This is a genomic window from uncultured Methanobrevibacter sp. (assembly GCF_902788255.1).
Classification (GTDB): Archaea; Methanobacteriota; Methanobacteria; order Methanobacteriales; family Methanobacteriaceae; genus Methanocatella.
Map to the genome: position 1 here is coordinate 14,581 of NZ_CADAJR010000008.1, position 19,893 is coordinate 34,473.

General features: G+C 36.7%; 26 protein-coding genes, 1 tRNA gene and 1 pseudogene. 13 read left to right on the forward strand and 15 right to left on the reverse strand.

All coding sequences use genetic code 11. The annotated features are described in order from the left end of the window. Nucleotide 1: 1 nt before the first annotated feature. Both QZV03_RS03045 and QZV03_RS03050 read right to left on the reverse strand, forming a co-directional pair. The gene (locus tag QZV03_RS03045; RefSeq protein WP_296874238.1) at nt 2-1,672 is read right to left on the reverse strand and encodes an FAD-binding protein; all 1,671 of its coding nucleotides are present in this window, start codon (nt 1,670-1,672) and stop codon (nt 2-4) included. Nucleotides 1,673-1,685: 13 nt separating this feature from the next. Next, entirely contained in the window at nt 1,686-2,153 is a 468-nt protein-coding gene (locus QZV03_RS03050) for a hypothetical protein (protein WP_296874239.1), read from the reverse strand. Between the two features lie 359 nt (nt 2,154-2,512). Between QZV03_RS03050 and dmpI the strand changes: the two genes are divergently transcribed. Continuing rightward, entirely contained in the window at nt 2,513-2,698 is a 186-nt protein-coding gene (gene dmpI / locus QZV03_RS03055) for a 4-oxalocrotonate tautomerase DmpI (RefSeq protein WP_058738979.1), read from the forward strand. Between the two features lie 25 nt (nt 2,699-2,723). Here the strand turns inward: dmpI and QZV03_RS03060 are convergent, their stop codons facing one another. Continuing rightward, entirely contained in the window at nt 2,724-3,182 is a 459-nt protein-coding gene (locus tag QZV03_RS03060; RefSeq protein ID WP_116592878.1) for a helix-turn-helix domain-containing protein, read from the reverse strand. A 71-nt stretch (nt 3,183-3,253) separates the two neighbouring features. Between QZV03_RS03060 and QZV03_RS03065 the strand changes: the two genes are divergently transcribed. The 3 genes from QZV03_RS03065 to QZV03_RS03075 all read left to right on the forward strand — a co-directional run bounded on the left by QZV03_RS03065 (nt 3,254) and on the right by QZV03_RS03075 (nt 5,427). Further along, nucleotides 3,254-4,459 carry an MFS transporter gene (locus QZV03_RS03065; RefSeq protein WP_296874240.1) on the forward strand — a complete coding sequence of 402 codons (1,206 nt, stop codon included), beginning with the start codon at nt 3,254-3,256 and terminating at the stop codon, nt 4,457-4,459. A gap of 294 nt (nt 4,460-4,753) precedes the next feature. Continuing rightward, nucleotides 4,754-5,065 (forward strand): hypothetical protein, encoded by a 312-nt coding sequence (locus tag QZV03_RS03070; protein ID WP_292743019.1) that lies wholly within the window; start codon nt 4,754-4,756, stop codon nt 5,063-5,065. Next, a complete protein-coding gene (locus tag QZV03_RS03075; protein WP_296874241.1) occupies nt 5,062-5,427 on the forward strand; it encodes a DUF2283 domain-containing protein in 366 nt (121 codons plus the stop codon). Before QZV03_RS03070 ends, QZV03_RS03075 begins: the two co-directional genes overlap by 4 nt. A 142-nt stretch (nt 5,428-5,569) precedes the next feature. Here the strand turns inward: QZV03_RS03075 and QZV03_RS03080 are convergent. Then, nucleotides 5,570-5,830, reverse strand: a pseudogene (locus QZV03_RS03080) (hypothetical protein); the annotation flags it as partial. Between the two features lie 20 nt (nt 5,831-5,850). On the opposite strand from QZV03_RS03080, the gene QZV03_RS03085 reads away from it, so the two are divergent. Both QZV03_RS03085 and QZV03_RS03090 read left to right on the forward strand, forming a co-directional pair. Then, a complete protein-coding gene (locus QZV03_RS03085; protein ID WP_296874243.1) occupies nt 5,851-6,450 on the forward strand; it encodes a PhoU domain-containing protein in 600 nt (199 codons plus the stop codon). An 11-nt stretch (nt 6,451-6,461) separates the two neighbouring features. Then, on the forward strand, nt 6,462-6,698 hold the full coding sequence (locus QZV03_RS03090) for a hypothetical protein (protein ID WP_296874244.1): 237 nt from the start codon (nt 6,462-6,464) through the stop codon (nt 6,696-6,698). Here QZV03_RS03090 and QZV03_RS03095 read toward each other — a convergent pair. Next, nucleotides 6,650-6,895: a hypothetical protein gene (locus QZV03_RS03095; RefSeq protein ID WP_296874245.1), complete on the reverse strand. Its 246-nt coding sequence runs from the start codon at nt 6,893-6,895 to the stop codon at nt 6,650-6,652. The two genes, QZV03_RS03090 and QZV03_RS03095, sit on opposite strands and share 49 nt — an antisense overlap. A 51-nt stretch (nt 6,896-6,946) precedes the next feature. Beyond that, nucleotides 6,947-7,657, reverse strand: a complete 711-nt coding sequence (locus tag QZV03_RS03100) for a tRNA threonylcarbamoyladenosine dehydratase (RefSeq protein ID WP_296874246.1) — start codon at nt 7,655-7,657, stop codon at nt 6,947-6,949. A gap of 79 nt (nt 7,658-7,736) precedes the next feature. Between QZV03_RS03100 and QZV03_RS03105 the strand changes: the two genes are divergently transcribed. Both QZV03_RS03105 and QZV03_RS03110 read left to right on the forward strand, forming a co-directional pair. Continuing rightward, a complete protein-coding gene (locus tag QZV03_RS03105) occupies nt 7,737-8,489 on the forward strand; it encodes a TatD family hydrolase (protein WP_296874247.1) in 753 nt (250 codons plus the stop codon). 187 nt (nt 8,490-8,676) lie between these two features. Then, nucleotides 8,677-9,447: a V4R domain-containing protein gene (locus tag QZV03_RS03110; RefSeq protein WP_296874248.1), complete on the forward strand. Its 771-nt coding sequence runs from the start codon at nt 8,677-8,679 to the stop codon at nt 9,445-9,447. Here QZV03_RS03110 and cobI read toward each other — a convergent pair. Then, nucleotides 9,444-10,148, reverse strand: a complete 705-nt coding sequence (gene cobI, locus QZV03_RS03115) for a precorrin-2 C(20)-methyltransferase (protein WP_296874249.1) — start codon at nt 10,146-10,148, stop codon at nt 9,444-9,446. The two genes, QZV03_RS03110 and cobI, sit on opposite strands and share 4 nt — an antisense overlap. A gap of 85 nt (nt 10,149-10,233) precedes the next feature. Between cobI and QZV03_RS03120 the strand changes: the two genes are divergently transcribed. Further along, the gene (locus QZV03_RS03120; RefSeq protein WP_296874250.1) at nt 10,234-12,063 is read left to right on the forward strand and encodes a helicase C-terminal domain-containing protein; all 1,830 of its coding nucleotides are present in this window, start codon (nt 10,234-10,236) and stop codon (nt 12,061-12,063) included. A 1-nt stretch (nt 12,064) separates the two neighbouring features. On the opposite strand, the gene QZV03_RS03125 is transcribed toward QZV03_RS03120, so the two are convergent. From QZV03_RS03125 to hpt, 8 genes are all read right to left on the reverse strand, one after another. Next, nucleotides 12,065-12,138: transfer RNA gene (locus tag QZV03_RS03125), tRNA-Arg, on the reverse strand. 12 nt (nt 12,139-12,150) lie between these two features. Next, a complete protein-coding gene (locus QZV03_RS03130; protein ID WP_296874251.1) occupies nt 12,151-13,107 on the reverse strand; it encodes a topoisomerase IV in 957 nt (318 codons plus the stop codon). An 11-nt stretch (nt 13,108-13,118) separates the two neighbouring features. Then, nucleotides 13,119-13,430: a transcription factor S gene (locus tag QZV03_RS03135; RefSeq protein ID WP_296874252.1), complete on the reverse strand. Its 312-nt coding sequence runs from the start codon at nt 13,428-13,430 to the stop codon at nt 13,119-13,121. Nucleotides 13,431-13,497: 67 nt separating this feature from the next. After that, nucleotides 13,498-13,920, reverse strand: coding sequence for an NUDIX hydrolase (locus QZV03_RS03140; RefSeq protein WP_296874253.1), 423 nt, complete (start codon nt 13,918-13,920; stop codon nt 13,498-13,500). Between the two features lie 28 nt (nt 13,921-13,948). Further along, nucleotides 13,949-14,227 carry a DNA-directed RNA polymerase subunit L gene (locus tag QZV03_RS03145; RefSeq protein ID WP_296874254.1) on the reverse strand — a complete coding sequence of 93 codons (279 nt, stop codon included), beginning with the start codon at nt 14,225-14,227 and terminating at the stop codon, nt 13,949-13,951. Nucleotides 14,228-14,241: 14 nt separating this feature from the next. Further along, complete coding sequence (locus QZV03_RS03150) at nt 14,242-14,811, reverse strand: exosome complex RNA-binding protein Csl4 (RefSeq protein ID WP_296874255.1); 570 nt, start codon at nt 14,809-14,811, stop codon at nt 14,242-14,244. Nucleotides 14,812-14,916: 105 nt separating this feature from the next. Then, a complete protein-coding gene (gene dph2 / locus QZV03_RS03155; RefSeq protein ID WP_296874256.1) occupies nt 14,917-15,921 on the reverse strand; it encodes a diphthamide biosynthesis enzyme Dph2 in 1,005 nt (334 codons plus the stop codon). Nucleotide 15,922: 1 nt separating this feature from the next. Further along, entirely contained in the window at nt 15,923-16,492 is a 570-nt protein-coding gene (gene hpt, locus QZV03_RS03160; protein ID WP_296874257.1) for a hypoxanthine/guanine phosphoribosyltransferase, read from the reverse strand. Between the two features lie 85 nt (nt 16,493-16,577). Between hpt and QZV03_RS03165 the strand changes: the two genes are divergently transcribed. The 4 genes from QZV03_RS03165 (at nt 16,578) to QZV03_RS03180 (ending at nt 19,857) form a co-directional block, all read left to right on the forward strand. Then, nucleotides 16,578-17,921 carry a signal recognition particle protein Srp54 gene (locus tag QZV03_RS03165; RefSeq protein ID WP_296874258.1) on the forward strand — a complete coding sequence of 448 codons (1,344 nt, stop codon included), beginning with the start codon at nt 16,578-16,580 and terminating at the stop codon, nt 17,919-17,921. A 1-nt stretch (nt 17,922) separates the two neighbouring features. Beyond that, the gene (locus tag QZV03_RS03170) at nt 17,923-19,128 is read left to right on the forward strand and encodes a tRNA pseudouridine(54/55) synthase Pus10 (protein WP_296874259.1); all 1,206 of its coding nucleotides are present in this window, start codon (nt 17,923-17,925) and stop codon (nt 19,126-19,128) included. A 4-nt stretch (nt 19,129-19,132) separates the two neighbouring features. Further along, nucleotides 19,133-19,600, forward strand: a complete 468-nt coding sequence (moaC, locus tag QZV03_RS03175; protein WP_296874260.1) for a cyclic pyranopterin monophosphate synthase MoaC — start codon at nt 19,133-19,135, stop codon at nt 19,598-19,600. A 95-nt stretch (nt 19,601-19,695) separates the two neighbouring features. After that, complete coding sequence (locus QZV03_RS03180; protein WP_116592850.1) at nt 19,696-19,857, forward strand: preprotein translocase subunit Sec61beta; 162 nt, start codon at nt 19,696-19,698, stop codon at nt 19,855-19,857. The last annotated feature ends 36 nt before the right edge of the window (nt 19,858-19,893 follow it).

Below are 19,893 nucleotides of genomic sequence, written 5' to 3' on the forward strand. Positions count from 1 at the left end.
TTTACCAGCTCATTCTCTCCTCTGTATCGTTGAATGTAATTTTTAATTCATCATTGTCAAATGATATCACGGTTGTTTTTAGGTATTCCTCATTTGTTTCGGGATAATCTAATCTTTGATGTGCGCCTCTGCTTTCTTTCCTTGCTAATGCTGATGATAGCATTGCTTTTGCAATATCTGTCAGTGATTTTAATAAAATGTAATCATAATAGCACCCATGACTGTTTACATGAATTGTTTCAAGGGAATCCAGTTTATTCAATCCTTCTTTTAGTTCACTTTCCGTTCTGTAAATCCCCATGGTTCTGTTCATTATATTTGCAATTTCTTCTTCAATTTCATATGATGAAATGTTGTTGGCTTCTTTTTGCAGTTCCTTCCAATTTTCATAGGCTTCATATTCGTAGTTTAATATTTCATATTCTTCAGAACTATTATTTTCACATGAAATTTCTTCCAATTGATCAGCCACTACCCATCCACCGTGTATGGCTCCAAGCAATGAATTTCCTCCAAGACGGTTGGCGCCGTGGTACTGTGAAGAGCATTCTCCAATAGCGAATAAATTCCTAATATTGGTTTTATGAGTATCGTCTGTACGTATGCCTCCCATGAAGTAATGGACGCCCGGATAAACTGGAATTGGCTCACGAGTAGGGTCAAGATTTAGATAGTTCATACAAACGTCATAAACCTCATCAAGCTTAGTTTTGACGGTTTTTTCATCCAAGTGAGTTAAATCTAAATAAACCTTATTTTCACCATCAATTCCCATGTTATCTTCATGACATACTCTGTATATGCTTCGAGATACAACATCGCGTGGCATTAAAGCGCCCTGTTCGGGATACCATTCTTCCATGAAATACCATTTTTCACCATTGCGCAAAGTGTATAATCTACCGCCTTCTCCACGGGCGGCTTCAGTAATGAGCATTCTTTTAACGGGGGTTTCTATGGTTGTTGGATGGTACTGTATCATTTCCATATTGGCTAATTCAATGCCCTGATGCAATAATTTCCCGCTTACAAATCCGTCATTGTGCAGGGATCCACTGATTTTTCCAAAAACCTTATTCATGCCGCCGGATGCTATAACAACAAAATCAGCATAAAAATCTCTTATTTCCTCTGTATTTTCGTTAATCATAACCACGCCACGACAGACTTTATTATCGTCCAATATCAATGATAAGAATCTCCAACCGATGTATCTTTTAATTTTATCTTTATATTCCCATTTCCTGCATTCGGTGTTGATTGCTGTTAGTATCTGTTTTCCTGTTCTTGCACCGGCATAAGCTGTTCTCATCTTTTTTTGGCCACCAAAGTACCTGACATCCACATTGCCGTCGTCATCTCTTGTGAAACTTGTTCCAAGTTTGCTTAACCAATCGATTATTTCTGGGGCATCATTTGTTAGTTTTTCCACGGCATTATGGTTGTTGATATGTTGTCCTGCATTAATGGTGTCTGTATAATGTTCATTTACAGAGTCATCTTCTCCTTTAGTGTTTAATGCGGCATTTATTCCGCCCATTGCCATTACTGATTGGGATCGTTCTGAATGCGCCGGTGAAAATAATTTCACGTGCATATTTTTGCTGGCGGATTTTACGCTACAGGTCAGTCCTGCAAGACCTGCACCAATCACTATAATTTCTTTTACCATAAAATCAACTCTTTCATAGAATATAATATGATAGTTCTGATAGGAACAATAATGTGAATATTATAATTAACAGGATTCTGATAACTTTACTGCATTTGTCATAATCATTTTTTTCAACTAAAAATCCAAATGAGACCAATAATCGTGGAATGCTTATTTGCAAATGGATGAATAACGTTATAAAGAATAGTGTGTCGATAGTTAGATGAGTAATTTGCCAATTAAAATTTGGAATATATGCTGGAAGATAAATGTATGATAAAACATGCGCTACAATAAAGATGATTATAAATATCCCACTGATTGCCTGAACTATCGTATCCTTATTGATATTGGCATATACATGTATTTTTCGCTGTTTAATCTTGTCTTTGATGAATAGATATAGGCTTATAATTATATGGGCTATGACAAAGAATAATAGTACTTCACCGGTTACAATGGTATTTGGAGTGTATTCAATTAATCCAGCTAGTAACAATCCTGTTAATAAAGCATGAGATGCAAGTATTAAAATTATTATTATGACTAATAGTGAATTTAATTTTCGTAATTGAAACATTGTTAATTATTTATGTCATGTTAATATAATTAATTTTTCTATTCAGGATGTAGTCTCTTAAAATTAGCAATATTTAATAGTTATCTAGTCAAACAGTTATTCTTTTTTATCAGAGTTTATTAGTTCAAATCGATAAGGTTGCGAACTATATCATACGTTTTATACGAATAGTTCGTTATTATAGTGGCTTTTTCAAGAGGGTATAGTTATTAATTAAGTGGCTTTCATGCCACATTAACTTTTTATTTAGAAAAATTTAATTTTCAATTGGTGATAATATGCCAGTTATAAGTTTTGATATAGGAGAATTAACAAAAGAGCAAAAAGAAATTTTAGCAAAAGAATTCAGCGAATCCGCTTCAAGAGTCACAGGCCTTCCGATAGAAATGATATATGTGCTGTTCAACGAAAGGAAATTTGACAATGTTGGAGTCGGTGGTGTTCTTTTAAGTAATCAGGAATAGATGGATTTTTAAAAATTCATTCTTTTCATTTTAAATCCAATATTTCCTTATACATTTCTTTCAATTCTTTTTTTTCATATTCCGAATAATGTTCGTTGTCGACATCCGTTTCAAGAGCAAACAGTAACAGTTCATAGAATACCTTATTCAGTGACCTTCCCTTTTTGGTTAGGAAATATTGGGTATTTTTTGGATCATTGCCCTCATTTGTCTTGTAAATAAGGCCATTATCCTGCATTGTCTTAAGGCATCTTGACAGTGCCTTGTTGTCCAGTGAGGGTCTGTTGACTTTAAATTCATTGAAATGGCTTTTTCCTAAAAATAGGTCTCTTAAAACATGCAGTGTCCATTTGTTGCTCATGAATTTGAGAGTGTCTTCCAGTGGGTTTCGTTCATACTTTTTTTCGTAATATGCAAGTTTTTTTGGATTTAAAGTCATGTTTATTGTTATATATGTTTTAATATTAAGTTTTTTAGATGTCATTGATGCCACTTTATCTTTAAATACCCTATTTTTTAAATATTTGATTAGAAAATTTTAATTGGTGCGATAATATGAATGATAATGAGATAGTCATGACTAAATTCCTGGCGATACTGTTTGCGATATGTTTAGGTCTTGCAATAGGTAATCTGTACTGGGCCCAGCCGTTGCTTGTCCAGATAATGGATGGTTTCGGTCTTCCCGCAGCAAATGGGGGACTTCTGGTTACTGCAACCCAAATAGGCTATGCGATGGGAATTCTCTTTATTTTGCCTTTGGGCGATTTTGTTCGAAGAAAACGTATGATAGCTATTGTAATGGTTCTGTCCGTATTGGCTTTGGTCTCCTGTGCCATATCTCCTTCATTTATCATATTGTCGCTGTCACTCTTCAGTATGGGGATTGTAACAATTTCCGGTCAAATCATATTGCCTCTTGCAGGGGATTTGAGCCGTGAGGATGAACGTGGCCACATCGTTGGAATTGTATCATCCGGAATAACAACCGGTATCCTCTTTTCAAGGTTTGCAAGTGGCATCATTGCAGGATTTTGGGGATGGAGATCAGTTTATGTAATAGCGGCCGCCTTGAATCTGGTCATGGTTTTGGTAATGATTTATGTATTGCCGGAAATTCCTGCAAAAAACAAATTTAAATCATATGGGAAACTTTTGGCAAGTGTTTTCACCACCTTTAAAAATCATAGGTCCTTGCCGAACATATTACTGCACTCAGGACTGATATTCGGTTTGATTTTCAACATATTCTGGACTTCCTTAACATTTCTTCTGTCCGCAGATCCATTTAACTATAACACGTTCCAAATTGGGCTTGTAAGTCTGGCAGGTCTTGCAGCGGCAGTATTTGGTGTGGGAATCGGAAAATTGCAGGACAAAGGCTTGAGCATACCTGCGCTCGGAGCGTTCATTGTGGTTTGCCTTGTTAGTATGGTGTGCGGCTTTGCATTCAGTGATTCAATAGTTGCCATTGTGATTGTTGCAGCGGTACTTTCAATTGCAGTTCAGGGAGTAAGCGTCTTGACCCAGACAAGATTGTTTAACTTATCTCAGGGTGAGCGCAGCAGACTGAATACGGTTTTTGTTGTGAATAACTTTATATTTGGGGCTGTCGGAAGTGCTCTTGCATCTCTTTTATGGTCATTGGGGGGATGGTCATATGTAATGATGGCAGCTAGTGCGGTTTCTGTTGCGGCATTGATTGTCTGGTTGTTTTCAAGAAGTAAATTTAAATATGCTGATGAATCATTGGATAATTAGTTATTTTTGCTTCCAATATCTAATTTTTTAAATTTTTCTTTCTATTAATTATATATTTGAGTTTTAGTTGGCAAATCGATAAGTATTCGAACTATATCATACGTTTTATATGAATTATTCGTATTTTTATAGATTTTGTCTTTGGGAAATTTCTTTTATAAAAATTGCTCTACTTTTGTAAAATTGCTTTAACTTTATAATATTGTATTCATTTAAAACAAAAAGCTTATAAAATTCGTAATTTAAAATAATATTAAATTAAATTTTTTAAAATATAAAATAAAGGTTTTAAAAATGAGAGATTATTCTATTGAAGAGGCAATTGAAATAATTAATTCATGTGATCAATCGTTCATGCCTGATACTAAACATTTTGATGTTAGGAATATTCAACGGATTGGAGATTTTGGCTTAATCTTTGAAACATTCTTACACAATCCATTAATGGGGATTATCAAGCAAGATTACAATAAATTTAGATTATATTTTGAACACAATCAGAGACCTACAAAAGATATATCATTAGTGATAGGTATAAATGATAATAAAGATGTGAAGTTTGTAACTGTTATGGAAACTTATAGAAATCAAAGGGTGAGAAAATGAACAACAAAGTAGTATATGATTATGACCGTCAAGGAGACTCATTATTCATATATTGTGTGGATGATTATGAATATGAAGTTTCACTTGAATTAGACAATGATGTGATTCTGGATATTGATAAAGATGGTAAACCTGTTGCATTTGAATTTCTAAATGCATCTAAAATATTCAATCTGGATAAAAGTCATTTTAATAATTTAACTAAAATTACTATTCAATCAATAATCACTGAAGAAGCTATAAATTTAAAAGTCAAATTAGCAGTTCCGGTCCATAATAAAACACAAACTTTTGGAATGAATAGAATCACAACTAATTTAAATGGTATTCCTGCTATTGAATCTGAACTGGTTACAGCATAACATTATTTACTCTTTAAACCACATAATTATTTAAAAATAATATGTTGAGATTTACTGAAAATTGATAATGTTGCGAACTATATCATACGTTTTATACGAACGTTCGTCTTTTATTAAAAAACAAAAAAAGTAGATGAATTAATTATTCATCCAATAATTCAGGATTTTTAGAATTCTTTTTACTGATTACTGATTTGCCGGTTACTTCTTCAAGTTCTTGCCTTGCATTTCCTGCAATGTTTCCCCCACGTTTTGCAATATCACGGCTTTCTTCAAAACCATCGGGATTTTCAACTTTGCTTATTTCGGTTGTTGATGCTTCTGCTAACATGTTAAAAATTAGTTCAAGATTTGTCATGTTGTCTTTTAAACTCTCCTTTTTAAGTCCTTTGTATTGTTTGTAATAAAACATTGGAAGAAATTTTGGAATACATTTTTTATCAAAATCCGGCCAATCAGGACGAAATCGCTGATGATTTGCAGATAAGCAGGAGATATGTAACCAAACTCCTAAAGCCATTGGTCGACCAGGACATTGTCCGCAAGGTCTACGTAGTTAACCTGGAAAAGTATGATGAGGTTTACGGGGACTCCGAGTTCGGCCATAAAAAGATTTCAACGGATTTTTTAATGCAGAACATTTTAAGGACAATGGCCGAGCATATTGAAAATCAGTTGGAACTCTCCTTTGAGGCAATCCTTGAAAAGAACAAGAGGAAAGCTAAGGAAGCTCTTGAAATGGATTTTACAACAAACAACATGTTTGAAAAGATTCGATCATCAGTGGAAACCGTTGTCAATCTGGATCCCCACTCAAAGCTTTCCAAAATTCTGCTTTTTAATGAAGTGGCCTACAATTACGAGAGAATCGGGGATTACTGCGGCCATCTCAACAAGTTCGTCATCAATGATGATGCCATAGTGGATGAAAGGATTCTTGAAATCCTAAAGAAGATGTATAAGTATGCTAAAAATTCCGTTTCCTATGCCAGCGAAGCATTCATTGACAGCAAGGTCGATTAAAGGATGATTTGATGGATACTGAGGAAAAAATGCATAAGATGCAGGACAGGGCCATGAGGGAAATTGCGCTTCAGATGGGGGAATCAACCTTTGACGATGTTGACCATGCGAATTATTACATCTATCTCACACGTGTAATTAAGGCATTTGAGAGAACCGGAGACATTTCTGTTGAAATCATGGATATTGCAATCGAATTTCACAAAAACATTCCAAGATCCACCGTTCCTCGCTCTTTCAGGGAATGATTAATTGGGTGTCTTAGGACATATTTGTATTTTGATGCATCAAGTTTCAGTTCTATTGGAGGAATGACTACCTCTTTTCCTGTCATTTGATGTGTTTCGGGATTTCGCTCGATTTTAAAGGTATTACTATTTTTGCTCTGCATCCAGGTCACATTGTTAAGTATCTGCTTTCCATCTTTGAATGCCTTGGTCTGCATATCATTACAATTATCCGATTTTTTTCATAAATTAAAGAAATTGGGAACAAATCATTTATTAGCAATGTCCTTTATCACTTCGCCCGCAATTATCAATCCTGCAACCGAAGGCACAAACGAAACGCTGCCCTTCACCTTGAATTTTCTGTCCTGGTTTATCGGATGGTCGTTTGTGTTTATTGCATGCTCCTGGGAATACACTACCTTCAATTTTTCAATATTTCTTTTTCTAAGGTCTTTTTTCATTATTTTGGCAAGTGGACATACTGAGGTTTCATAAATGTCTGCAACCTCAAACATTGTAGGGTCCAATTTGTTTCCGGTTCCCATTGAGGACATGACGGGCACGCCAATCTCATCGCATTTGCAGATGATTGCAATCTTTGCCATAATCGTATCCACACAGTCAACGGCATATGAGAGGTCCTCCGTGATGATGTCGATTGGACAGTCCGCCATGTAGAATTCCTTGTATGTTTCAACATTTGCATTCGGATTTATTTCCAGTATCCTTTCCTTCATCACGTCAACTTTATATTTGCCGATTGTATTTACGGTTGCAATCAGCTGTCTGTTGATGTTGGTTTCATCAATCTTGTCAAAATCAACTAAGATAAAGTTGCCGACACCGCTTCTTGCAAGTCCTTCACAGACAAAGGAGCCTACACCGCCAAGTCCGAAAACTGCAACTTTTGCATCATTCAATTTTTCCATTCCCTCATTTCCAACCAACATTTCTGTTCTTGAAAACTTCTCATCCATATTATCTCACCAAAAAATTTAACTCAATCTATAATATATATAAAATTTAACCAATAAATAATCTTTCAAAGGGATTTTCATGATAATTGATACACACTGCCACATTTATGAAAGTGAAATGGATAATGCAGAGGATATTATAAAAGAGGCCGGGAAAAATGACATAAGTCTGATACTGAACGGTACCGATCCCGTAAGCAATGGGGAGGTATTGGAACTGTCCCACAAGTATGATAATGCCTATGCCGCCTTGGGATATTTTCACACCTTTGCCGAGGATGTTTGTGATGATGACATTTCACTTCTGGACAAACTGCTTGATGAGGATAAGGTTGTTGCGGTGGGTGAAATCGGCCTTGATTATTACCAAAGAAAAGACAACAAGGATTTGCAAAAGGAGCTATTTGAAAAGATGCTTGGTCTTGCCCAAAAACACGACCTGCCCGTTATTGTGCATTCACGAAAGTCCATGCAGGACACGTTTGACATATTAAAGAAACATGATGTGGTCGGATCTCTTCATTCCTACCAGGGTTCGGTTGAAATGGCAAGGCAGTTCATCAAGTTAGGGTTTTTCATAGGGATAGGCGGAACCGTTACCCACACAAACAATAGGAAAACAAAGAGGTTGGTCAGTGAGATTGACATTCACCATATGCTTGTTGAAACCGATTCGCCCTATATGTCTCCGGAAGGGATGAGGGGTGAAATCAATACCCCGATGAACTTAAAGTATGTAACCGCAAAAATGTCAGATGAATTGGGCATTACCGAAGAGGATGTTATAGGGATTACCACTGAAAATGCCAAAAGATTGTTTGGTATAATGTAGAATTCGTTTTAAAAATACGAACTATTTATTTTCATTTTAAACGAACAGTTCGTATTTTTTTCATTCATGTTTTATATACTGTTCAATAATAATTATAAATTTTAAACAAATACTTATTTTTTAATTAATAGTTACATTTATTAAGCAACAATTTTAAATAATATTATATATATTGGGGGATGTTCAGATGAGCGAAGGAAAACCGATACAAATATTTTCAAACTTAAACGAGAACATTGGTGTAAATGTCGTTAAAAGTCCTGTAAAACTAACCATTCTTGAAATGTTAAGGGATAGCGACATGGAATTCGATGAAATCGTTAGCAATACAGGTAAATCAAAATCAACAGTATCAGTGCATTTGAAAAGATTAAGAGAAAATGGAATTATATCTTATAGAGTTCACCCTGATGATAACCGAAAAAAAATATTTTATATCAATTCTAAGTTTCTGGGTTCCGTAAACATCACCGAACCAAAGGAAATTGATGAAACCCAATCTGATTATATTATAAAAAATCTCATTGAAGACGATGAGGAATTCTCAACCCTTCTTTTCCATACATTAAAATCCATGCTGATTCAGGAAGGGGTCAACATAGATCCGATTCTGCAGTCAACAGGAAACAGCATAGGTAAATCTATTTTTAATTCAGTTTACAATGATGATTTGGATATTTTTATGGAAAACATTGCCGAGTTCTGGCAAAGAAAAGGCCTGGGAAGGCTAACCTTTAAAATAGGTCAGATCATAAAAATTACAACATTTGACTGTTTCGAATGTAAACTTCTTCCAAGAACCGGTAAGCCTGCATGCTTTTTGGATACTGGAATATTCGAGGGACTGTTTTCCGAATTCTTTAACATGCCGGTAAGCGTAATAGAAACCCAATGCTACACAATGGGTGATGAAAAGTGTGTGTTTGAGATAGAACCTCAACACATCAAAAATTACTAATCATCGTCAAACTTAATGATGGTAGTTGTAAGGTAAGGTTTTTCATTGGAAAAGCCTTCAATAATTTTTTCGTTTTCACGTGTACAATTTTGCACGGAATATATCTCTTTTTTTCTGTTTTTAGCTTCAATTTTTGACTCCAGATCGGATGTATTTCTGGAAGCCTTCATAAGAACAATGGAATCGCTGTATTCCAAAACGTCATCCAGTCTTTCGTCGATTTTAGGAACTATTGTTAAAATGTCATTCTGCTCAACAAGAGCCTTGTTTCTTGCGGCGGCACATGCTGTAAATGAAGTAATTCCCGGAATGGTTTCAATTTCATATCTTCCAATAAGTCTTTGCTGTACATATGAGTAGGTACTGAAAATTGAGGTGTCTCCAAGAGTGATGAATGCAACGTCCCTTCCGCTGTCAAGATATTGTGCAATCATTTCTGCTGCGCTATTCCAAATCTTTTTAAGTTCTTCTTTATCTTCAATCATAGGAAAAATAGGTTCTACAAGCATTAATCTTTTATAATCTTTTCTCTCTTCCAGTATAGGTTTTACAATAGATAATGCTATACTTTCCTTTTCTTTTGATGATTTTGGTGAGAATACTACTGGAACACTTTTCAATACTTTAGCAGCTTTTAAAGTTAACAATTCTGTATCTCCAGGTCCAACACCAATTCCTATTAGTTTTCCTTTGTCTGCCATATAATCACTTTTACAATTTAAATGCAATTTTGAAATTTGCTCGTCTACTACTTATTTATATTACATCATCACTAATATATTTTTGATGTCAAATTCAATGTTTTGTCCGAATTGCGGAATGTTAAAAAGTAATTGTGTTTGTGGAAAATACAATAATAAAAAATCTAAAGGTCCTACTAACTTATTTAGTTTTGCAAAGCCTAGAAAATCATCTATTTTGGATGATGAGATTCCTGAAGTTTATTCAATTGAGGATTATCAGCAGGATGAGGGCACAGCAGCATATCTTAAGGAAATCTATCCTGATATTGACGATGAAATCATTGCCAATTTCCCATTTAAAGAGCCAAGAATGGGTCAGCTTGAAATTATACAGGATATCCATGATGCAATCAAAAAGGGATATAAGTATATCATCCTTGAAGCGGGAACAGGTACTGGTAAATCAGCAATAGCCACAACTCTTGCCAAAATGTATGAATCAGCCTATATACTGACCATGACCAAGCAGTTGCAGGCCCAGTATTCAAACGAGTTTGCCTTTCCGCTGGTTAAGGGAAGGGGTAATTTCGCATGTTTGCATGACAATCTCGAATCCACCTGTGATATGGGAGACTGTAAGACAACACCGACATCAAGCAAATTCTTCTGTCCTTATGGCGTTGCCAAAAATCCGACATTGGATGCAGAGCTTGCCTTTGAGGATTCATTTGGAGGAACAGTTTTCTACCAGTCAGATTCACATTGCCATTACTGGAACCAAAAGGCAAATGCTGTCAACTCCCCAATTACACTGATGAACTATGACTATGCTATTGTTGAGCTCAACTATGTAAAGCATTTCGGTACACGTTCACTGCTGATTTTGGACGAGGCCCACAACATTGAAAACAAGCTGATGTCCACAATGGAGGTCACCCTATACAACAGGCGTCTTGAAAAGGATATCAACAAGGTAATGACCAAGGAAATCCTCGAGGACGGCGAACTTGAGGACTGGGTAATGGAAATTGATGCCATTCGCGATGCCTATGATGAGATTGAACTTAAGGATGTAAGCAAAAACAAGGCAGACAGGATAAGATCAACAATTGCAAGGCTTAAAACCCTTAAGGAAAACCTTGAAAAGGAACCTAAGAACTGGGTTATAGACACTGATGAGACAAGCGTGTGCTTCAAGCCATTGAGGGTTCATCAATATGCCAAAAACAACCTTTTGAAATATGGGGATGTTGTAATCTTCATGAGTGCGACAATACTCTCACACAAGATGTTTTCAAAATGGCTCGGATTGAATCCAAATGAGGTATACCATATAAAGGTCGACAGTCCCTTCACCAAGGAAAAAAGGCCAATCATTCTCAATCTTGCTGGAAAAATGTCTGCAAACAGGATAAAGAATACAGCACCGAAGACAATTCCTATATTGCAGGAAATTCTTAAAAAGCATGAGGGTGACAAGGGTTTGATACATACCCACAGCTACAAATGTCAGCAGTACATCACCAACAACCTTTACAATTCAAGGCTGGTTTCCCACACTTCCAAAAACAGGGAAGAGGTATTGAACTTCTTTGAGAAGGATGAAAATCCTTTGGTTCTGGTTTCCCCGTCAATGAGTGAGGGTGTGGACCTGCCGTATGACAAGTGCCGTTTCCAGGTAATCTATAAGGTGCCGTTCCCATATCTCGGCGACAAGCAGGTAAACATGAGAATGAAAAGGGACAAGAAATGGTATGCATATAAGACAGTCATGACATTGATGCAGGCATACGGGCGTGGAATGAGAGCTGAAGACGATTCCTGTTACACATATATCATTGACAGCGATATCAACATGCTATTTAAAAGTCCAATGTACAGATCACTGATTCCTGACTTTTTCAAGGAAGCTGTTGTTCGTGTGAAAAAATAAGCGGACCTGGAGGGATTTGAACCCTCGATCTTGGGATCCGAAGTCCCACGTCATTCCTAACTAGACCACAGGCCCCGTTTATAAAAATTATTTTTCTTCTTTAGTGTCGATTGAGATTAGTGGAATATCTTCCATTTCATCGACTTCAGCGAAAATGTCATCAATTGATTCATTTTCAAGTTCAGCCTGTTCATATTCAATCTGTTCGATTTCCTCGGCGGTAAATTCCTCTTGAACTTTTTCTTTTGCCGGAGGAATATCCTCAACTTTTTCTTCAATAGGCTCTTGATTTTTTGTAGAAGAAGCAGGTTTTTTAAGTGAAGTTTTAATATCGCCCATATCAAATTCGCCTATCTTGTAGGAATCCTTATCAAGTGGAATTTCACTTTTTGGTAAAACTTTCGGGGATGGTTTTTCTTTAGGGGTGGTTTTGTCGTCTTTTTTATCATCATCATTATCTATAGAATCAATCTTACTTGTCATACTTCCAAACGGATTTTTAATATTAAATACTTTGTAGATTCCATAAATTAATAAGAATAATCCTGCAATTAGGAAAATAACGAACATAAAACTGGTTTCCCCAGCGACAACATTATCCACTACTCTATCACTACGTGACTGGAATATGAATACGGATAGTATTATGAAAATGACTCCCAGAACGATTCCGACCATTGCAAAAACGGATCTGCCTTTTATTTTGGCATGGATGACATTATCGAAGTTTTCACTTATCTCTCCGACAAGGTCGTCTTCATATTCATCATAGTCATTCCCAGTTGATTTTTTAACTTTTGGAGCTTTAATTACATAATCTTCATTGATGGGGTTTTCTTCTAAATTAATAGCATCAACATCATCATTGCCTGGATGGTAGATGAATTCGTCATTGATTTCTAAATTGTCATCATTATTTTCTACATGACCTTCTTTAAGATAATCGATTAATTCTTTGTCTTCTTCAAAATCTTCTTCATCAGTGACATTATTAATCATTTCTTTTAAATCAGAAATCCTATGCTCTTTTTTAGAATCTTTCATAAGAAAACCTCTTAGTCGTATGCTCTCCATGTGTGCTTACATTTTGTGCATGTAAAAATACGTGTAGGTGCCTCATCAGCACTACGGGTTTGTAACATTTTATATGTGGCCTTATCATTTCCACATTCTGGGCAGGTTTCATTAGTGACTGGGCCTACGTCAATGTCTTCTCCAAGATTTTTAACGGTGTTTTCAGCTTTGATATCCCTGGATAGTTTGTATTCATCATCACTGCCCATATCGTTGGAATATCCGCATTTGTTGCATTTTAAAACACCATTGCTTGGAAGCATCATAGCCCCACATTCTGGACAAAATTCCATATTTTATTATCTCCCAATTATTTTATATGATGTAATCTTTTTTTTAAGTTATTTAAATATTAACCTTTTAGATTGATTTTTGAGCTTTTTTCAGTGAGTCTTCAATTATTTTTCTGTGGTCAAAAGCAATTTCGATGTTGTCAATATCTTCATATGAAAAAATATCAATATCTTTGGCATCGCTTTCTGCCATTCTTTGTGAAAAGTCACCCTTTGCAGTGTATGCAACGGTTACTGTATGCCTTCTTGGGTCTCTGCCCGGTTTTGAATAGACATTTACCAAATCCAAGAGTTCCACATCAATACTGGTTTCTTCCTTTGCTTCTCTTATGGCAGCATCCTCAACACTTTCACCGTATTCGACAAATCCTCCAGGCAATGCCCAGCAATCCTTATAGGGATCGTTCAATCTTTTGATTAAAATAAAGTTAAAATCCTCATCAAAAATAAAGATATCCGCTGTTAAGGAAGGATTTTTATATTCTGCCATAAAATCACATTAAAAATTAAAATTGAAGCTATAAAGCTTCATCTAAAAGTTTTTTAAATTCAGAACTTTCTTTCTGTAATTCTTCTGCTGCTTTTTTCAATACGCTTCTTGGTCTTTTTCCCCTTTTGGTTTTTATTGTCATCTGTGGTTTTCCAGTAAGAGGGTGGTCGATATTGTAAACAGCATATTCAACATCAGGATCTTGCATTAAGATGTGTCTTAAAGCATTGCAAACTCCATGACTTTCATCTTTTACTTCAAAAGTGAGTTCTAATGTTTTTTCATCAATAATTTCAAAATTTTCCATTTTATCAACCTTAATTAATCATTAACATAGTTTTGAGCGACTTTACGTCTTTCTTTTTTATTACAGGTATTGCACTGAAGCTCATTTTCTTTTTGTGTGGTATGCATGTAATCTCTACAACGGGTACACATTGCCTTTAGGACTCCACAATCATCATCTACAGTTCCTAAATCAACATTATCTCCTGTTATTTTAACTACTCTTGCCTGGATAATGTCTCCAATTCTAAAAGCATCGGACAATTTTTCCAAATAATCCTTTTTTGCCTGTGAAATGTGTATAGCTCCCATATATGGTAGAGCCAGTGGTCTTCCATTATCTTTCATACATTCGATTTTAACATTAGCTCTTTGAGGCTTGATGTCGGTAATCTGACCGTATACTGTGTCACCTACTTTTAAAAGAGCCGGTTTTGCATCTGACACAACAGAAATAACCTTCATTTTTTGATTAATTTTAACATTACCAAGTACTGCTGATTTAATGTCGCCATTGTCATCGTAAGTACCTTCACCTGGGAGGTATTGCTCAATAATTCCTAGTTTGTCTCCAGGCATAACAATTTTTTCGTCTTCTATACTCATATTAAAATCACCAAAATAAAGATATTACTAAAATTTCTTTAATATAATAATTTTATTCATGTTTATATTTAAAAGTATTTGTAAAATGGTGAGGTTTTCAGTTTTTCACTGATATCTTTCATGGAATAGGATTTCATCCAGCTGGTAGTTTTCCCATTCACGTTTGTTTAATACGATTTCCAGTTCCTGTGGTGTCAATAATGGTTTTTTATACATCTGTGAATCGTCAATGGCTATTCTTGGGCATGCACTAACTACAAATGCATCTAATTCCATATATGGCAGCAATGCATCGGGAGATACGTTATCCACAAGGATAATGTAGCTTTCCATATTTGCATCCTCCAATATCTTCTTGATTTCCTTTGCAAGCATCATACGATACTGGCCTTCCTTTGAGGATACCAGTATTCCCCATTTTTTGGCTGAACGTGCCTTTGTTATCCTTGCAAAGCGTATCCTTAAAATCCTGTCTGCAAACTCCTCCATGTTTCTTATTTCAGAATTGTACGGGTCAAGGGCCAATACCGGAGTGTTTGAAAATAGCTTGATTCCAAGAGGATGGAAATTCCCGTTTCCAATGAACAGAATCACGTCAACTTCCAAATCCTTGATTGATGAGAAATTGCATCCCAACACCTGTCCTTTTCTTGTTGACGGTGAGGATCCTAGAATCACTTCCTTGCCGTTGTCCTCAAGAAAATCCCGTGTTTCATTTAAAAGATGCAGGTGCTGAGTTGTTGTAACGAGTCCTATCCGTGAGTAACCTTTTAGATATTCAAGGCTTTTTTCAAGGTCCTTTTTGATGTCTATCTTTGAGTATGCCTCGATGAATAGTGTGGGAATCTCGTACTTTAGTGGAAGCGGGGTGTGGCCGTAGTGAACAATGAGGTCAACTGATCCTTTCATTTTCCAGTCTCCGACATCACACGCTCCGAAGCACGGATCTCCTGAAATGATTACTATGGCTTCGGTTTCCTCTTCGATTTTTCTGGCTATTTTTGTTGCCTGAACTTTCAGCCCTTCGGGAAACTGCAGTCCTACGGTCTTTGCATCAATAGAGTTGATTTTACGGATTACCCTATCCATGTCCATATCATACATTGACATTTTAATCTTCAATTGTGCTTTCAATTACTACCTTGCCGTCAATCACATCAAGCTTAACGATTGATATGACATCAAGTCCTGTTTCCTTTTTGACGATTTCCTTTCCCTGGCCCTTGTCGATGATTGCCACAACGGATTTCAAATCAAGGCCCATGTCTTCAAGGGTCTTGATAAGTGCCACCAATGTTCCTCCGGTACTTACAACGTCATCAATGAGCAATATCTTTTCACCTTCATGCAAGTCGTTTACATAGAGGTTTGATGAGCCGTAACCGGTTTTCTGATAGACTTCCTTTTCACCAGGAAGACCGTATTGCCTTTTACGGATTACCACGAATGGAATATCGGTTGCAAGGGACAGTGCGGTTGCAAGATGTATTCCCATAGCTTCAACTGCAACTATTTTATCAATATCCAAGTTAGCGTATTTGTACACTGCAAGAGATAATTCCCTAAGCATTGTAGGGTTCATTGCCGGAACACCGTCACTTATAGGATTTACAAAGTAGTTATACTCACCTTTCTTTACAATAGGAGATGCCTCTAGAGATTTAATTACTTCTTCTAACATAATAATCACACGAAAATTATTAAAACTTATATAAATATAAATATATCTTAATATAATAATTAACTTTTCTAAAAGAAGTGATAATATGCTCGGAAATTTAGGTGAAAATCTTACTAATACAATGAAAAAATTAGTAGGAATGTCAGTTATTGATAAAAAGACAATTAAGGAAGTTGTAAAAGACATACAACGTGCATTAATTCAATCTGACGTTAATATTAAATTAGTTTTAGATTTATCAAAAAAAATAGAGAACCGTGCTCTTGAGGAGGAACCCCCAAAGGGTATCACTCCAAGGGAACACGTCATAACAATTATCTATGAGGAAATGGTCAACCTTTTGGGCAGTGAAGCCGCAGGCCTTGAAATCAATGACAGGCCATATAAGATATTATTTTTAGGGCTTCAGGGTTCAGGTAAAACCACCACAATCGGTAAACTGTGTAGATATCTGCAGAAAAAAGGTTTCAATCCTGCCGTCGTATGTACAGACACATGGAGGCCGGCAGCTTACGAACAGTTAAGGCAACTAACTGAAGAGATGGATGTGCCTTTATACGGTGATCCAAACAACAAGGATGCACTTGACCTTGCAGCAAAAGGTCTGCAGGAGTTCAAAAACCGTAAGGTTATCATTTTCGATACTGCGGGAAGGCACAAGGAAGAGTCAGACCTCATTGCCGAGATGGATGAGCTGGACAATATCATCAATCCTAATGAAGCCATTCTTGTTATTGACGGTACAATCGGTCAGCAGGCTGGGGAACAGGCAAAGGCATTCTCACAGGCAACCGATATCGGTTCCATAATCATCACAAAACTAGACGGTTCAGCAAAAGGTGGGGGTGCGATGTCAGCTGTAGCTGAAACCGGTGCTCCAATCAAGTTCATCGGTACTGGTGAAAGGGTAGATGATTTTGAGCTATTCGACCCTGAAAGATTCATTTCAAGACTTCTGGGAATGGGAGACATCAAGTCCCTTATCGAAAAGGCTGAAGAAAACATCGATGAGGACATTGCCGAAAAGACCATGAACAACATGCTTACCGGTAAGTTCACACTGATGGACATGAAAAACCAGTTTGAGATGATGAACAGCATGGGTCCTATGCAGCAGGTCCTCAACATGATTCCTGGTATGGGGAACAAGATTTCAAAAGAGGCATCCAAAATGACAGAGGACAAACTCGAATCCTACAAGATAATGATGTCCTCAATGACAGAAGAGGAGATGCTGAACCCTAAAATCATCAAGCAGTCACGTATACAAAGGATTGCACGTGGTTCCGGTGTTGACGAAAGCGAAGTCAGGGAGTTATTGAAGTACTACAACAACACCAAAAAGACAATGAAGGGAATTGGAAAACGTGGCGGACGTCTCAGGGGCGGAGCTATGAACCGTATGATGGGACAATTTATGAACAGATAACATGACTTTGGCTAGTGACATTTTAAAGGAAACAGACGGCAAGATCTGCAAGCATTGTCTCGGGCGCAAGCTGTCAAAGACGGTCGAAGGGTCCAACAACATCGAAAGGGCCGACAAGGTATGTGCCGAGTTGGACATTGATTTGGACGATGTTGAATGCGTGATATGCGACAACATCTTTGACAAGATTGATGATGATTTGTATGACAAAATCGATGCCAAAATCAACCAGCTCGGAATCGAATTCGATACATTTCTTGTAGGCTCACAAATCCCAAAGGACATTCAAAAGCGTGACGAGGAGCTGTCTGAAAAATTTGATTTAGGTGTTGAAACCCTTAAAAAGGAGGTCAACAGATTAATCGGCCTTGGAATATGGGAAAGGTATGACAAGGATGCCGAATTTGAAAGGCAAGACATTGTATTCAGCATCGATTTGAGAAATGACCCTAAAGTCAGGATACAGATTAACCCGTTGTACATTGAAGGAAAGTACAACAAGTTCAAGCGCGGAATACCTCAGACCAAATGGCCGTGCACCAAATGCAAGGGCAGAGGATGTGAAGAGTGCAACGGCACAGGAAAACAGTATCCCGAATCTGTCGAAGAGTTAATATCCGAGCATTTTTTAAAGTTGACTCAGGGCAGGGAGGCCAAGTTCCATGGTGCCGGACGTGAGGACATTGATGTGCTGATGCTGGGTTCAGGAAGGCAATTCGTTCTGGAAATCAAGGAACCTAAAATAAGGAAACTTGATTTGCCTAAACTCGAAGATGAAATAAATAAAATCAATGAGGGAAAAACTGCTTACCATGGATTGAAACTCTGTGAAAGGCCAAGAAAGGCGGAAATAAAGCAGTCTTCACCAGATGCATATAAGGTTTATAAGGCAATCGTCAAGTGTGATGAGGCATATGATGCGGCAAAACTTGATGAACTGCTTGAATTGAATGAAATAAATCAGCAGACACCTTTAAGGGTGCTTAGAAGAAGGACTGATATGGTACGTGTAAAGCATGTGCTTGACCTATCATATGAGGTAATTGATGATAAGACTTTTGTCATGAACATCAAAACCGAAGGCGGACTCTACATCAAGGAACTGATTTCCGGTGATGAGGGAAGAAGCCAGCCTAATGTAAGTGACATTTTGGGCGTTAATGCAATTTGCGAACAATTGGATGTATTGGAAGTAAGTGAAAAGTGATAATATGGCGGATGAATTTACACATTTAACAGACAGCGGAGTACACATGGTTGAAGTCGGCGAAAAGCCTGATCAAAAAAGAAGGGCCGTTGCACAGGGAAGCATATTTCTCGATGAACATACCATTGACATGATTCAAAATGAGGAAATAAAAAAGGGTAACGTATTGACCACAGCTCAGATTGCCGGAATTCAGGCGGTAAAAAACACTTCCTCAATCATACCGTTATGCCATCCTCTTGCATTGACTGGAATAGAACTTGACTTTGAGGTCAAATCAGATGAAATCATTGCAAAATGTGCGGTAAATACCCTTGGAAAAACCGGTGTAGAAATGGAAGCAATCACCGGAGTAAGCGTTGCACTTTTAACCGTATGGGATATGGTAAAGGCTGTCGAGAAGGATGAGGACGGTCAGTATCCTGATACCAGAATAAGCGACATCAAGGTTATTGAGAAATTGAAAATTTAATAATGTTCGACTAATTGTGTGCATTATTTTTATATACTATGAAGAAAATATTTATATTCAGTTATTTTATTTAATTAATTTTATGGAGATTTATCATGGCAAAAAAAGATAATAAAATTTCAATGCCTCAAACCGGTGCAGGTTTGGTAAGATACTTTGATGAAGAAAGTTTAGGTCCAAAACTTTCACCAGAGCATGTTATTGTAGCTACTATTATTTTAGCGATATTATGTTTTGTTTTAAGATATTCTGCTTAAGAATATTTTATAACAAAAAACACTACTTTTTTTATG

Excerpts from the sequence above, each read along its gene's own strand:
- QZV03_RS03045 (WP_296874238.1), bottom strand. The coding sequence starts at position 1,672 with ATGGTAAAAGAAATTATAGTGATTGGTGCAGGTCTTGCAGGACTGACC.
- dmpI (WP_058738979.1), top strand. The coding sequence starts at position 2,513 with ATGCCAGTTATAAGTTTTGATATAGGAGAATTAACAAAAGAGCAAAAA.
- QZV03_RS03060 (WP_116592878.1), bottom strand. The coding sequence starts at position 3,182 with ATGACATCTAAAAAACTTAATATTAAAACATATATAACAATAAACATG.
- QZV03_RS03065 (WP_296874240.1), top strand. The coding sequence starts at position 3,254 with ATGAATGATAATGAGATAGTCATGACTAAATTCCTGGCGATACTGTTT.
- QZV03_RS03070 (WP_292743019.1), top strand. The coding sequence starts at position 4,754 with ATGAGAGATTATTCTATTGAAGAGGCAATTGAAATAATTAATTCATGT.
- QZV03_RS03075 (WP_296874241.1), top strand. The coding sequence starts at position 5,062 with ATGAACAACAAAGTAGTATATGATTATGACCGTCAAGGAGACTCATTA.
- QZV03_RS03090 (WP_296874244.1), top strand. The coding sequence starts at position 6,462 with ATGGATACTGAGGAAAAAATGCATAAGATGCAGGACAGGGCCATGAGG.
- QZV03_RS03095 (WP_296874245.1), bottom strand. The coding sequence starts at position 6,895 with ATGCAGACCAAGGCATTCAAAGATGGAAAGCAGATACTTAACAATGTG.
- QZV03_RS03100 (WP_296874246.1), bottom strand. The coding sequence starts at position 7,657 with ATGGATGAGAAGTTTTCAAGAACAGAAATGTTGGTTGGAAATGAGGGA.
- QZV03_RS03105 (WP_296874247.1), top strand. The coding sequence starts at position 7,737 with ATGATAATTGATACACACTGCCACATTTATGAAAGTGAAATGGATAAT.
- QZV03_RS03110 (WP_296874248.1), top strand. The coding sequence starts at position 8,677 with ATGAGCGAAGGAAAACCGATACAAATATTTTCAAACTTAAACGAGAAC.
- cobI (WP_296874249.1), bottom strand. The coding sequence starts at position 10,148 with ATGGCAGACAAAGGAAAACTAATAGGAATTGGTGTTGGACCTGGAGAT.
- QZV03_RS03120 (WP_296874250.1), top strand. The coding sequence starts at position 10,234 with ATGTCAAATTCAATGTTTTGTCCGAATTGCGGAATGTTAAAAAGTAAT.
- QZV03_RS03130 (WP_296874251.1), bottom strand. The coding sequence starts at position 13,107 with ATGAAAGATTCTAAAAAAGAGCATAGGATTTCTGATTTAAAAGAAATG.
- QZV03_RS03135 (WP_296874252.1), bottom strand. The coding sequence starts at position 13,430 with ATGGAATTTTGTCCAGAATGTGGGGCTATGATGCTTCCAAGCAATGGT.
- QZV03_RS03140 (WP_296874253.1), bottom strand. The coding sequence starts at position 13,920 with ATGGCAGAATATAAAAATCCTTCCTTAACAGCGGATATCTTTATTTTT.
- QZV03_RS03145 (WP_296874254.1), bottom strand. The coding sequence starts at position 14,227 with ATGGAAAATTTTGAAATTATTGATGAAAAAACATTAGAACTCACTTTT.
- QZV03_RS03150 (WP_296874255.1), bottom strand. The coding sequence starts at position 14,811 with ATGAGTATAGAAGACGAAAAAATTGTTATGCCTGGAGACAAACTAGGA.
- dph2 (WP_296874256.1), bottom strand. The coding sequence starts at position 15,921 with ATGTCAATGTATGATATGGACATGGATAGGGTAATCCGTAAAATCAAC.
- hpt (WP_296874257.1), bottom strand. The coding sequence starts at position 16,492 with ATGTTAGAAGAAGTAATTAAATCTCTAGAGGCATCTCCTATTGTAAAG.
- QZV03_RS03165 (WP_296874258.1), top strand. The coding sequence starts at position 16,578 with ATGCTCGGAAATTTAGGTGAAAATCTTACTAATACAATGAAAAAATTA.
- QZV03_RS03170 (WP_296874259.1), top strand. The coding sequence starts at position 17,923 with ATGACTTTGGCTAGTGACATTTTAAAGGAAACAGACGGCAAGATCTGC.
- moaC (WP_296874260.1), top strand. The coding sequence starts at position 19,133 with ATGGCGGATGAATTTACACATTTAACAGACAGCGGAGTACACATGGTT.
- QZV03_RS03180 (WP_116592850.1), top strand. The coding sequence starts at position 19,696 with ATGGCAAAAAAAGATAATAAAATTTCAATGCCTCAAACCGGTGCAGGT.